The organism is Leptospira montravelensis (genome assembly GCF_004770045.1).
Classification (GTDB): domain Bacteria; phylum Spirochaetota; class Leptospiria; order Leptospirales; family Leptospiraceae; genus Leptospira_A; species Leptospira_A montravelensis.
Genome location: NZ_RQFO01000004.1, coordinates 770,284 through 783,188, shown reverse-complemented (window position 1 = coordinate 783,188; position 12,905 = coordinate 770,284). Strand labels below are relative to the sequence as shown.

The 12,905-nt window shown below is 39.9% G+C and carries 13 protein-coding genes; 4 read left to right on the top strand and 9 right to left on the bottom strand.

Going from position 1 to position 12,905, the window contains the following annotated elements; all coding sequences use genetic code 11:
* Positions 1–10 precede the first annotated feature (10 nt).
* Together EHQ31_RS04580 and EHQ31_RS04575 are read right to left on the bottom strand one after the other, a co-directional pair.
* Positions 11–2,086, bottom strand: a complete 2,076-nt coding sequence (locus tag EHQ31_RS04580) for a PP2C family protein-serine/threonine phosphatase (protein WP_135569980.1) — start codon at positions 2,084–2,086, stop codon at positions 11–13.
* A gap of 36 nt (positions 2,087–2,122) precedes the next feature.
* Positions 2,123–3,445 carry a radical SAM protein gene (locus EHQ31_RS04575; protein WP_135569978.1) on the bottom strand — a complete coding sequence of 441 codons (1,323 nt, stop codon included), beginning with the start codon at positions 3,443–3,445 and terminating at the stop codon, positions 2,123–2,125.
* 257 nt (positions 3,446–3,702) lie between these two features.
* Between EHQ31_RS04575 and EHQ31_RS04570 the strand changes: the two genes are divergently transcribed.
* A complete protein-coding gene (locus EHQ31_RS04570; protein ID WP_135569976.1) occupies positions 3,703–4,884 on the top strand; it encodes a lipoprotein LipL45 in 1,182 nt (393 codons plus the stop codon).
* A gap of 73 nt (positions 4,885–4,957) precedes the next feature.
* Here EHQ31_RS04570 and EHQ31_RS04565 read toward each other — a convergent pair whose 3' ends face one another.
* Both EHQ31_RS04565 and lipA read right to left on the bottom strand, forming a co-directional pair.
* A complete protein-coding gene (locus EHQ31_RS04565; RefSeq protein WP_135569974.1) occupies positions 4,958–5,254 on the bottom strand; it encodes a hypothetical protein in 297 nt (98 codons plus the stop codon).
* A gap of 19 nt (positions 5,255–5,273) precedes the next feature.
* The gene (gene lipA, locus EHQ31_RS04560; protein WP_208652711.1) at positions 5,274–6,179 is read right to left on the bottom strand and encodes a lipoyl synthase; all 906 of its coding nucleotides are present in this window, start codon (positions 6,177–6,179) and stop codon (positions 5,274–5,276) included.
* Positions 6,180–6,228: 49 nt separating this feature from the next.
* Here lipA and EHQ31_RS04555 point away from each other — a divergent pair, with 49 nt between their 5' ends.
* Genes EHQ31_RS04555 through EHQ31_RS04545 form a run of 3 tightly spaced genes read left to right on the top strand, consistent with a single transcriptional unit; the run spans position 6,229 to position 8,568 of the window.
* Positions 6,229–6,972 carry a pseudouridine synthase gene (locus EHQ31_RS04555; protein ID WP_135569971.1) on the top strand — a complete coding sequence of 248 codons (744 nt, stop codon included), beginning with the start codon at positions 6,229–6,231 and terminating at the stop codon, positions 6,970–6,972.
* Positions 6,973–7,028: 56 nt separating this feature from the next.
* Entirely contained in the window at positions 7,029–8,054 is a 1,026-nt protein-coding gene (locus EHQ31_RS04550; protein WP_135569969.1) for a DUF1574 domain-containing protein, read from the top strand.
* 34 nt (positions 8,055–8,088) lie between these two features.
* Positions 8,089–8,568 carry an HPP family protein gene (locus tag EHQ31_RS04545; protein WP_420844107.1) on the top strand — a complete coding sequence of 160 codons (480 nt, stop codon included), beginning with the start codon at positions 8,089–8,091 and terminating at the stop codon, positions 8,566–8,568.
* Between the two features lie 4 nt (positions 8,569–8,572).
* Here EHQ31_RS04545 and fsa read toward each other — a convergent pair whose 3' ends face one another.
* Genes fsa through purN form a run of 5 tightly spaced genes read right to left on the bottom strand, consistent with a single transcriptional unit; the run spans position 8,573 to position 12,849 of the window.
* On the bottom strand, positions 8,573–9,217 hold the full coding sequence (gene fsa / locus EHQ31_RS04540; protein ID WP_135569965.1) for a fructose-6-phosphate aldolase: 645 nt from the start codon (positions 9,215–9,217) through the stop codon (positions 8,573–8,575).
* Positions 9,218–9,268: 51 nt separating this feature from the next.
* Complete coding sequence (locus tag EHQ31_RS04535) at positions 9,269–9,940, bottom strand: hypothetical protein (protein ID WP_135569963.1); 672 nt, start codon at positions 9,938–9,940, stop codon at positions 9,269–9,271.
* Positions 9,941–9,983: 43 nt separating this feature from the next.
* Entirely contained in the window at positions 9,984–10,697 is a 714-nt protein-coding gene (locus tag EHQ31_RS04530; RefSeq protein WP_135569961.1) for a hypothetical protein, read from the bottom strand.
* Positions 10,697–12,238 carry a bifunctional phosphoribosylaminoimidazolecarboxamide formyltransferase/IMP cyclohydrolase gene (purH, locus tag EHQ31_RS04525; protein ID WP_135569959.1) on the bottom strand — a complete coding sequence of 514 codons (1,542 nt, stop codon included), beginning with the start codon at positions 12,236–12,238 and terminating at the stop codon, positions 10,697–10,699. The genes EHQ31_RS04530 and purH overlap by 1 nt, the downstream gene beginning before the upstream one ends.
* Positions 12,235–12,849 (bottom strand): phosphoribosylglycinamide formyltransferase, encoded by a 615-nt coding sequence (purN, locus tag EHQ31_RS04520; RefSeq protein WP_135569958.1) that lies wholly within the window; start codon positions 12,847–12,849, stop codon positions 12,235–12,237. Before purN ends, purH begins: the two co-directional genes overlap by 4 nt.
* Positions 12,850–12,905: the final 56 nt, after the last annotated feature.

The following is a 12,905-nucleotide window of genomic DNA, read 5'->3' as shown; positions in this document are numbered from 1 at the left end:
GGGGAAAATTCTACGGAGTTTTTTCCCATTCGATAAGAACCATCGTTTGGTCATCCTCTTGTTCTTCTTTCCCTTGGAAGAGGAAAAGTTGGATGACAAGTTCCGCAAGCACTCGTTCCGATTCTTTCTCTGCATAATCCACAAGAATCTTTTGGATTCGTTCCATTCCAAACTCTTCTCTTGATTCATTTTTTTGTTCCAACATCCCGTCGGTAAAAAGTAAAATTCGATCTCCCTTTGCCATTTGGAATTGTTTTTGCGTATAAGGTTGGTCTTTTTTTAGACCAATGATATTTCCGGTTCGATTCAAAATGATTTGTTCGCCTGTGGATTGAAAAATCTGGTTAGGGTGACCCGCTGACGAATAGTAGATGGTCTTTGTTTTGGTATCGATATCTAATAAAAATCCAGAAAATACAATTTTGAGACCAGAGAATTTATTTTGAATCTTTTGGTTGAGATGGTTCATCAAATCATCTGTTTTGGTGATAAAACGTTTGATGGCTTCGTATTCAGATTTGATGGCCATTGTGTACAAAGCCGCTTGGATTCCGTGCCCAGTAGCATCAGCGACAAAAAAACGAACCGTACCATTATCCAATTCAAAGATATCATAAAAATCTCCACCCACTTCCCCTTGCGGTTGGAAATAAAGATGGATCTTCAAATGTTCAAATTTGATTCCATCCTCCGGTAGGATCTTTTGTTGGATTTTTTTAGCGAGTAAGAGGTCTTTTTTGATTCGATTTAAGGAAGAGTTTAATTGTGAAGTTCTCTCCGAAACAATTTGTTCCAAATTTTCTGTGACAGCCAGTAAAGATTCGTTACTTATTTTTAAACTTTCCGCTAGTTCTTCGGCCCGAATAAAAGCATTGGCAATTCGACTCGAAAGAATCAGAGATTGGATAAAAATAAAACAAAGTAAGGCATAAGGAGTCAGTCCGATCCCTCGGTTATTCACACTGTGACGCAAAATATCAAAGGTAACGGAAAATGCTAAAATAAGAAGTCCCAAAAAAAATAATTTGGAATTAGGCCTTTTGTTAAATACTGCTTTTAGGTTGATATGAATGACATAACCAATAGTGAAAAATGCCAAAACTTGGAATCCATACAACAAAATCGTAAATATGGATATTGGTAAAAACAATGTTAACGCAAATACAATGCTTGCGATAAGTACAAAACGTACATATTTGGGATTGGATTCTTTCGGAAATAGGGAATAGATAAACAGTAAAAAGGTTGGTACGGCAAAATAAAAAGAAGCAAACTCGATCCGAAACGCAGTAGGCCAATGAAAATTAGGAAAGAGTTCTAATACATACCTTTCGCCAGTAAAGGCAAGCCGGATCCCTAGTAAAAAACAAAAGACGGCAAAATAAAAAATGGAAGATTCTTTTCTTTTGTAAAAATACAATCCAAAATGATAAAGACCTATAAGAACAAGTGCACCTAGTAAAAAAAGTTCCCGTGCATTGGCGAGCATCTTCTCCCGGTCCAAAGCATTTTTATTTCCAAGGCTTGGAATGGCCCAAAATCCTCCGAAGTTGTTATCATAGTTTGCGATATGAAACACAAGTTCTATGACTTCTTTGTCAGGAATGAGCGTATAGTATTTGGATTTAATCCTTGGGGTATCGTCAAATTGGTTGATTCCTGGTTTCCCTTGGCCACCAATCAAAATCCCGTTGGCAAAAAATCGATAGGAAGTGGCAACATCAGGGATATAAATTCTTAATTCTTGTCCTACGGTTTGTTTGCTAATATGGATGAACGCGCGTAAGGTGACGTGGCCTGTTCTTGGAAGTTCTTCCCCACCAAATTCCTCATCTTGCCAAGAATTGGGAATTGCCAAATACCCAGTCAGCGGTTTTTCTCCGTGAAACGGTGGGTAATGGAACTCGCCATAATACAATTCCCATTCCCCTTGTAAGTCTACAATGGTATCTTCTTTGAAGGTAATTTCCTTTAAGTCTAGAACCCCTTGGCGGAACCTGTGTGGTTCTTCCTGTTCAGGGTTCTGACAGGCAAGTTGGAAAATCAGGAGAGAAAAAACTCCCGTTAGTAGAATTAGTTTTCGCATAAACGGATTTTAGTTTTTTCTTTGTACAGGATAGAACTAATTTCGTCCAGAATATCCTATCACATCCATAAAAGCAGAAACAGAAAATACTGCTTTTCCGGGACCAGGTTCCCCGTATCCGGGAGGAGTAGGGAGACCATAGTGTTCAAAGGTTTCTTTCCATGCTCGTAACAATTCACAAAAGTAAACCAGTGGTGGGCCTGCTTGTTGGCCAAGAGTGGTATATGGTTCGGGACACCAAGCGGTGAATCTTGGAACAATTCCTTTGGACATAAAAAAATCTAAACCTTGTTTTGTGGAAGTGATGGCTTCTGCGACTGTTTTAAATCCCCAAGGTTCGGAAAGTTCTACCCCACCTACAAAGTTAGGAATTACATTCTCGGGACCAAAGACTTCTGCCGAATCCACTACTCGACGGATCCAATTTTCATAACCAATCCAACTAGATTTTCCAGGACAGATCTTTTCAAAAAGCGCCTTGTCCCAAACTTCATAATTGGGGTGGTAAATTTGGATCCCCGCATCTTTAAACTTCTGACAGTCTTCCTTTTCAAAGGCTTGGGCTACCAGTTTTCCCATCCAACGTTTGGGAAATCTTGCTTCAATGGCTTCCGGATATTGGAGATAAAAATCTACCTCGGATTTTTTCTTTAAGTTGGTAAGGACTGATCCGCCGGTAATGGTATACACTTTGGCAATTTGGTCTTCGGCATCCACCCAAGATAAAACTTCTAAAATATCTTCTACGTCTTTCACACCTGTATAAGGTCGACCTGCTCCTTTTTGTTGGCGGTAGTTGTGGTTGATATCACAATAGGCACATTCTTCGTCTTTTCCAAAGTATTGGCAGTTTCGAAATACTGTGAGGTACAAAAGGTAACCCCATTCAATGACAGGTGCCACTTCACCGGGTAACTTTCCCGATTTGGTTTTGTGTTTGTACCAAGATGGGATCGGAGGATACTCAGCACTCCCAATCTCTGTTTCTTCTAAAAACAAAGTAGGAATTCCTTCTTTCGATTTCATTTTGTAAGGTGAGTTCGGGTTGTTTCTTGTGGAGATCACTGTTTTTAAAAGGCCAAAGTGACCTCCAGAAATTTTAATCTCTTCGGGAGCTTTGGTGTCTGCCCCGTCTTTCAGGTCGGCAAGCGGGATATGATCGAAGGAAAAGATAAAATAATCTTTGGATTTATAAGGGTCTTTGACTAAAAATGATTCCGGTAAAAAGTGAATGCCCTGCCTTAGGATGTCTTGTTTGACAATGGCTTCCATCGGTAGGTCTTTGTACAACCTTTCCATTTCTTCCAGGAGTTTGATGGAGGAGGCGGGTCTTTGGTTTAGTGTAGAGGTTTCAGCCATAATGGGAGTTTTTTTCTTCCTTCCTCTTAGACAAAGCGATTTTCCAAAGGAAAACCTTTCTTTTCCCTTCAAATTCCCTAGTTTCGGGGAAAAATACTGAATATTCGTTTACAAATCCAGTCACTAAATTATTTTTTTTCCGAACTAATGAATTTTTTTTCATTCTAGAAAAAAATACCAAAAAGCTGGGAATTTCTTAACCCTCAGTTTGTTGATTAGAGTAACGAAAGTTGAATTTCACTAAGGGACAGGACGATATGAAAGCATCGAAACTAACCATAATGGGCCTAGTACTTCTTTTTACTGGTCTTACAGTTTGTAAGAAACCAGACGCAGAAGTGTCTGAAGCACCAAAAAAACCAGCAGATTTATCTGCGGTAGTCGTATTTGCGGTGGGAGATTCTAAAATCCAACACGCAGACCAAACAGAAGAAAAAGCACAGCTTGGTGCCCTTCTGAAATCCGGGGATAACGTAGTCACAGGCGACAATGGAAAAGTAGACATCCAATTTGCGGATGGATCGAGCATTCGTATCTCTCCTAAGTCCGCGATTGACTTTGCGAAACTTTCCCAAGACAGTTCAGGAACTACAGACACTCAAATTGCTCTAGTTTCAGGAAAGGTATTTGCGAAAGTCAACAAAGCTAAGAAAGAAGACAACTTTACTGTCGTAACACCAACTGCGATTGCGGGTGTGCGAGGAACGTCTTTTATCGTAGAAGCTGCTGAGGGAAAACCTGCGAAAGTAAAAGTAGTAGAAGGTGCGGTTGCATTTGCTCCACGTGTTCCTGCTTTAGAAAAACTTTCTTCAGAAGAAATTTCTGGAAATGCAGATTTGAAAAAACTCCAAGAGTCTTTAGCGAAAGCAGAAGTAATCTTAGAGAAAGACCAAGCATCCACACAATCAGCAAAATCTGCTGACCTTGCAAAGTCTGCTGACATCCAAACTTTGGATTTGAACAAAGCATTCAAAACTGCTGAGAAAGAAAAACTCGTTGTTGAAACTGCAAAACTGACTAAAAACGAAGAACAAGAAATCAAAACGATCGTTACAGTGGACAAAAAGACTGCAGAGGAAATTGCAAAACTTAGCGAATCTGCTCAAACTGAAAAGTTAGATGAGTTGAAAAAACAAGAAATTGATGCTAAGAGACAAGCAATTGAAACTGAAGTTGCAAAACGCCAAGAAGATGAGAAGAAAAAATTCGAAGAGTCTTTGGCTAACCAACCTAAAGAATTTAAGTCTAAAAAAGACATTGTAAACTACTACGAAAGAATTGAAAAAATCGTTTTAGTAGACGGTAAAACAGTGATTGGAGCGATCATCAACCAAGAAAACGGACAGTTGATTGTTCACACTGAAAATGGTGTTAAGAGAATTGATATGGATAATGTAGAAGAAGTCATCTATGACCTTCAACAAAAATCCAAATTCTAAATAAACCAACCCTTACGTAGAAAAGAAGCCTGGAGGAAGTATCCTTCGGGCTTTTTTTATGTACTGGAATTTTTTATTTTTCACGAGCTTTGTATTCGTTCCAAAGGATTCGGATGGTACTTATCAGAGGACTCACTTCAATCACGAGTAAATTGGATTCATATTTAACAAGTAGGGTATTGTTTCCAAATCGGTCCATTTCACCCCATTCCACTTGTAAATGAGGAGAGTGAGAGAGGGCCTTTTTAATGAGTAGTTTCACTTCAAAATCAGAGAGGGTTTCTCCGATTTCACTTAAATCTGAAAGGATAGAAAAAAAGAAGGTTTTTGCTAGTTCCTCTTTAAATGCCTCCAATTGTTCCTGGTCCATAGTTTATCTTTCGGACCAATCAGTTTGCTTCGTCTGAAAAATATTCCTCTGCATGATAGGAAGAACGAACGAGTGGGCCTGAGGCGACTGTTTTGAATCCAGTTCGATAGGCAAATTCCTTCCAAAATTCAAACGTTTCTGGCTTCACAAATTCTTGGACTGGGTAGTGAGTGGGGCCTGGTTGGAGGTATTGGCCAATGGTTAACATCCGAACCCCGTGTTGATACAGTTCTACCAAACACTGTTTGACATCCTCTTCTTTTTCCCCAAGACCTAAAATGAGGCCACTTTTGGTAAGGAAACCATGTTTTGCAATATGGGAAAGTACCTCAAGTGATCGTTTGTAGTTCTTCTGGGGTGTGATCGTGGGAAAAAGTCTCTCCACAGTTTCGATGTTATGATTGATGATATTGGGTTTTGCGGCATAAAGAATTTGTAAGGAATCTTCTTTGGCCTTAAAATCAGGGATAAGAACTTCTATGGAACATGTAGGACGATACGATTTGATTTTCGTAATGGTTTCGGCAAAATGTCCAGCTCCCCCATCTTTTAGGTCGTCACGGTTTACCGCAGTTAAAACCACATGGCGAAGTTCGAGTTCTGCCACAGACCTTGCGACTCTTTCGGGTTCTTCCGAATCAAGCGCGTTTGGTTTTCCAAATGCCACATCGCAGTATTGGCATCTTCTTGTGCAGATATCTCCAGACAACATATAGGTGGCGGTCTTGCGGTTCCAACAATGGTTGAGGTTGGGACAACTGGCTGATTCACAAACGGTATGGAGTTTTTTGGATTCTACCTCTTCCCGCACTTTGGATAGGGCATCTCCTTCCGTAGGAAAACTCACTCGCACCTTCATCCACTCGGGAAGGTCCACCCGGGGACTGATATTTTTAGAGCGAGGTTTCTTTTTTAACGGATTCATACCTTCTTTAGACTTTTTGAAATGAGGCCACTTTGTAAAATGGAAAATCATGAGGATCAACGCATTTCTAGCTAAATTAGGTCTCGGTTCCCGTAGAAAAGTAGAAGATTTGGTTCTCTCCGGAAGAATCAAAATTAACGGAAGCACCATTACTGATCTTTCTTTTCAAGTATCAGAAACCGATTCCGTGAGTTTCGACGGAAATCCCGTTCAAATGGAAGAGGAGTCATTGAAACGACCCAAAATCATTGCCTTCAATAAACCAGCAGGTTACCTAACTTCGCACGAAGACAAGTTCCATGAGAACACCATTTTTTCCCTGCTGCCGGAAGGTTTTCAAAAATACAATTATGCAGGTCGTTTGGATTTGGATTCTCGTGGACTTTTACTTTTATCGATCGATGGAGATTTTATCCAAAAAGTAACACATCCAAGGAATAAAATTGATAAAGAATATATCATCAGTTTGAAACAACCTGTTGCATGGAAAGCCATTGCCGATGAATTTATGTTAGGTGTTAGAGAAGGTGGAGATACTCTCCGTGCCCTTGCAGTAAAACCAGCCAATGTAATGCCAGAAAAAACGAACCCCGGTTTCACGAGTTACCTCAGTATTATTTTAAAAGAAGGGAAAAAACGCCAAATCCGTAGAATGTGTAAGGCAAAGGATTTAGTAGTGCTTGATCTCTATCGAATTCGGATTGGAAAATTGGATTTACGAGACTTTGTTCTAGACGAAGGCAAATACAAGGTTGTGACCGAAGAACAAGTTCTTGGAAAACCAATTTCTTAATTTGGTTGAAGAATCCAATCCAGTCTTAAAATGGTGAGGTTAGGGGATTTGTGTTTTTGAAATCAAAACCGTTTTTATTATATCCAGTCGTTCTTTTTTTATTTATCTTTTTTGTAGATAAAATTTTCCTTTTGCCCATCTTCCATGATGAATTTCTCCAGGCAGGGAACTCTGTTTTTTATTTCCAAAGAAAGGAACTTGCCAAGCGTCTGTTAGCTGACAAGGAAGCGAGTGAAAAAAACTTAACACTTGTTTTTGGAGACTCACGTTCTTACCCTTTTTCGGAACTAGGGATTCCTGAACCTTACCGTAAAAACTGGACACTCTACAATTTTAGTAGTCCGCAAGGCATTCCAATGAATTCCTATATTCAATTGAAAAAACTTTTGGCTATGGGGATCAAACCAGAGTTTGTCATTCTTTCACTCAGTCCAGAAGCCTTTGATGATAATAAAGGATTTATTCTTTCCCCATTTTTACGAATGGGATGTGATAATGAATGTTTAGACATTGTATGGAAAGACATTCCCTTGAAAGAGAAGTGGGCTTATTTATTAGATAAGGTTTTTTCTATTCGGAGTGTCGAACTAAACCTTTCCCTCTTGAGTTCTCGTCTCAAACGTGGAAAACTAAAGGAATACAAATCTAAATACAATGAAGAGTTCCAACTGATCAATTATACGAAAGGTGAGTATTTGATGTATGGGGTTCAGTCCAATCCGATTGAAAAAATCAAAAAAGATACACTTCGGATTGGAAGTTTGTATATGGGTTCATATACACTGGGTTCGTCGCAAAGACCTTATGTGGAAGCTTTTTTAGACCTAACACGAAAAAACCAAATTAAAACTTTAGTACTTTGGCCAAAGGTTTATGGTGATTATTACAAGTATTATGAAAAATTTCATATAAAGGAAGTTTGGTGGGAGCCAACGGAAATTATGGCAAAATCCTATGGAGCTTATACTTTAAATTGGAACAAGGAAGGAACCTGCGATTTATTTAATGATGCTTCCCACCAATCTGCTTTTTGTTTTATTGACCAAATGAAAGAAATTTGGGTAAATTACGCTGAAAGATAGACTAAAGAAAATTCCTTATAAAATTAAAGCACCACTGCGGACAGTCCGCCCGAAACGCTCCTTTCGGTTTGCGATTTGGAGTTTGATTAGTAGTACCGTATCCATTTGGTCAATACTAGCCGTCACAAATTGGTTCGGTCATTCTTTACTCATTGGTTCTTTTGGTGCAACGGCTGTACTTCTCTTTGCTGTTCCAGAAGCACCACTTTCTCAACCCAGAAATTTAATTGGTGGGCATATGATTTCTGCAACCATTGCAGTGATTCTTGTGGCTACACTCGGAACCAATTTTTTCACCATTGGATTTTCGGTAGGACTATCTATTTTTGTTATGTATTTAACTCACACCTTACACCCGCCAGGTGGGGCTACGGCACTCATTGGAGTTTTGGGGGGAGTGGGGGTTGATTTTATTTTGTTCCCCGTTTTTATTGGGGTAATGATTTTACTAGTGAATGCACTCTTAGTGAATAATTTTGTCCACCACCGAAAGTATCCGGTGGTGTGGTTTTAGAATTTTACCAGTTTAGTTTTTTGGAATCTTCAACAAACTTTGCAAGTCCACTGTCAGTGAGTGGGTGTTTGAAAAGCATTTCAAATACAGAATAAGGTAAGGTAACACAATCTGCCCCACGAAGTGCTACTTCTTTGAAGTGAATGGGGTGGCGCACGGATGCCGCAAGGATTTGTGTTTCAATTCCGTAGTTGTCATAAATGTCTCGGATTTCGGAGATCAGTTCTAATCCATCATATCCAATATCATCCAAACGTCCCACAAATGGAGAGATGAAACTCGCACCCGCTTTGGCAGCAAGTAGAGCTTGGTTGGCTGTGAAACAAAGAGTTACGTTAGTTCGAATTCCTTGGTCTGAGAACGCCTTCACCGCTTTGATTCCTTCAGGAATCAGAGGAACTTTTACCACTACGTTTTCTGCAATTTTAGAAAGTTCTAAACCTTCTTTGATCATGGTCGGAGCATCGGTTGCAAGAACTTCGGCGCTCACAGGCCCTTTGACAAAACTACAAATTTCTTTGATGACTTCCGTGAACTTACGACCGGATTTTGCAATGATGGATGGGTTTGTGGTAATTCCGTCTAGGAGACCAAGTTCATGGACTTTTTTGATTTCGTCTATGTTGGCTGTGTCTAAAAATAAATTCATTTTGCCTCGTATGGATGGCTTGGACGAACCAAGCCTCACGAGACAAGGTAACTACGGGATTAAATCCCGCAAGGTTTTTGTTTCTTGAACGCTGAAGAAATCGACATAATCCTTGGCGATTACCTCTTTTAAGTTCGCAGAAAAATAATCAATCCGGCGCGTGTAAGGAGCTTTTTTATATCCTTCTCTCCATACCACGGCAAATCCTCCTCGAGGCGGGTTCTCACGTCTTTCTACAAGTTCCCAAATCGCGGCTCCGGAAACCTTGTCATCGCCAATGGATTCTTTTCTGGGTTTCCCGTATTTCTTTTCCATCTTCTCTTTGATTTTATCTGTTGGAACTAAATTGAAAGTTACTCCAACGGAAAAGAGGATTCCGTTTTCTCGAAATTCAGTTTGTCCATCGATGGAAGGATCTGATTCAGGCGCACCTTCTCTTTTCGGGCGAACTTCTTTAAGTAATTCTGGTGTTTTATAAAAGCGGTAAAGATAGAAAATTCCGTTTCGTTTGATCAGAAGGCTTTCTTCTTTTTTTTCATTTAAGAGTTCGATTTTTTCCTTGGAATCTGGATTGGTAGCCATTGACAAAAATTTTTCACGAATGGATTCAAAGGTCATTCCCCAAGAGGCTTCTGCAAATCCATCCAAACTATTGGGCATTTCTGTTTGGGCGCTAAGAAGTCCAGGGATTAGGAAAAGAAGGAAAACCAGATATTTCTTCATATGATTTCTATCGGTCAAAGTGAGAAAAAAGAGAACCTGTTTCTTACTTAAAATCGTCTCGGAAAGGGTCGTCCCCCAAACCAAAATCATCTTCTTCATTGGAAAAGGGTCCATCCTCTTCTTCGTTCCAGCCACTATTGGAGGTGGGATCTGTTGAGGATGGTGCCCCCCAATCTTCCTCTTCTTCAAAAGTATAAATAGAATTACCTTCCTCAAAACTCATTCCTAAGATGGGTTCCTTGTTCCAAAGGAAAACAAGCACTGGGATTTGTATTAAAACAAGGAGTAAGTAAAACAAAAAGAAAAGGTCACGGTCGAGACCGTAGTGGACAGCCCCAGCAGCCAAATTTCCTAAGGCAAGACCAGAAAGTGTAGGTTTGGCGAGTATTAGGTATTTTTCCCCACGGTAAGCATCTTTTAAGAAGGGAAAGGAAAAGAAAAGAGCTAAAAAGAAAATCGGCATATGGAAGATATGTTCGAAAGGCCCAGGTCCTTTTTCACCGAGCACGGATCCAAGTAGAGACCAAAGCCAAACAAAAAGGGCACCACCTAAAAATGCCCCGCTTCCGTAGACTAAATTTCCCCCTGATTCCAAAACATCCAAACAAATGCGGAATACATCCCCACGAATCTCTGTTAGTTCTTCTCTGCGGTAATTTGTTTTTTTAGAAAAGAATAAAATCTTTACGTAATAAACGATTACCGCTGTCACCAAACAAAAGAAGGTGAGAAATAGGAGGAAAAGAAAAAATTCCATTAGTGACGGAAATGCCTCATTCCAGTGAACACCATAATCAGACCATGTTCATCTGCGGCTTGGATGACTTCTTCATCACGGATAGATCCGCCTGGTTGGATGATGGCTTTAGCACCCACTTTGGCAATGGCATCAATTCCATCTCGGAAAGGGAAAAACGCATCACTACCCACGTAAGATCCTACAACAGAAAGTCCCACTTTTTGGGCCTTAATGGCTCCAAGTTCGACTGAATCCACGCGAGACATTTGTCCAGCTCCAATACCTAGAGTTGAATTTTGGTCTGTATAAACAATCGCATTAGATTTGATAAACTTCACACAGTTCCAAGCAAACATTAATCCTTCTAAGTCATCTGCAGTTGGTTGTTTTTTCGATACAATTTTAAGTTTGTCTTTAGTAATCAAATCATAGTCACGATTTTGGATGAGTAGTCCGTGGTGAAGAGAACGTAAATCAAGTTCATCCAAAGCTTCATTAAATTTGGCAATAGGGATTAAACGAATGTTAGGTTTTTTTCCGAAAATTTCCAAAGCTTCCTCTGAAAAACTTTCAGCAATTACACCTTCTACAAAGTTTTTTGTGATTTCTTCTGCTGCCTCTTTTTCCACACGACCGTGAATTCCAATGATCCCACCAAAAGCAGAAATAGGATCTGTTTTTCTAGCAAGTTCAAAGGACTCGAGGACATTTTCTCCGAATGCAATTCCACAAGGGTTTAAGTGTTTTACAATGGAAACAGCATTTTTAGGAAGTAAACTCGCCACATGAAAGGCCGCATCAAAATCCAACATATTATTGAATGAGAGTTCTTTTCCTTGTAAGGCTTCAAACTGTGATTTGATAAAAAGCGGTTCATAAAAAGCCGCATCTTGGTGCGGGTTTTCGCCATACCTAAGTTTTTGTTTTTTATTAAAGGCAAATGTGATTTTATCAGGGTATTTGATATCTAACTTTTTATTAAAGAAAGTGGAGATGGCTGAGTCGTAAGAAGCAGTTTCAGAAAATACTTTTGCCGCATATTTAAAAGCAGTTTCACGTGATATCTTTCCTTTGTTTGTCGTAAATTCAGATTGGAAAGACTCGTAATCTTTTGGGTCAGTAAGAACCACTACGTTTTTATGATTTTTTGCCGCCGAACGGAGCATAGACGGCCCACCGATATCAATGTTTTCGATCGCATCTTCGAGGGTTACATCTGGTTTCATCACCGTTTTGACAAATGGATAAAGATTCACAATCACAAGAGTGATAGGGACAATTCCATTAGCGTCCATTTGTTTCACATGGTCAGGGTTCGTTGTATCACCAAGGAGTCCTCCATGAATTTTTGGGTGGAGGGTTTTGACACGTCCATGTAGGATTTCTGGAAAACCTGTGAACTCATCTACCTTTTTCACAGGAATTCCTGCTTTGGAAAGGGCATCATAGGTTCCGCCAGTGGAAAGAATTTCTACTCCATTTTTGGCGAGGAAGGAACAGATCTCGGTAATTCCGGCTTTATCGGATACGGATACGAGTGCTCTTTTGATTTCGATCATTTTAGGATTTCTACCTTTCGTTCTTTGATTTTTAGTTTATCTTCACAAAACAGTTGTATAGCGAGTGGAAGGATTTTATGTTCTTCCGCGAGGATTGCAAGGGATAGTTCTTTTTCATTCCATTCGGGGGCAATGGCAATCGCTTTTTGTAAAATGATGGGACCTGTGTCCACACCTTCCTCCACAAAGTGAACCGTACATCCTGCTACTTTGACCCCATAATCGAGGGCTTGTTTTTGGGAATCGAGTCCGGGGAAGGCGGGAAGAAGGCTTGGGTGTACATTGATGATTTTGTTTTTAAACATCCTAACAAATTCAGGTTTTAAGATCCTCATGTAGCCACAAGCCACAACCAGATCTGGGGAAAAACTTTCCACTTCTAATAGTAAGTCCCTATGGTATTTAGCTTTCTCCGAATAGTTGGCGTACGGGATGACCTTTGTCGGGATTCCCAAGGATTTAGCGATCCCGAGTGCTTTGGCCTCAGGATTGTCTGACACAAGGGCCATAAGCTCGATCTTTAGCTTTTTTTTTCGTATGTACTCGACGGAAGCTGTAAAATTGGACCCTCTGCCCGAGGCCAAAAAAACTACACGTTTTATTTTTCCCATGTGATATTCTAAGAATATTCACTTGGGTCATTAAGCAAGTATCCTTTTTGGTCGAT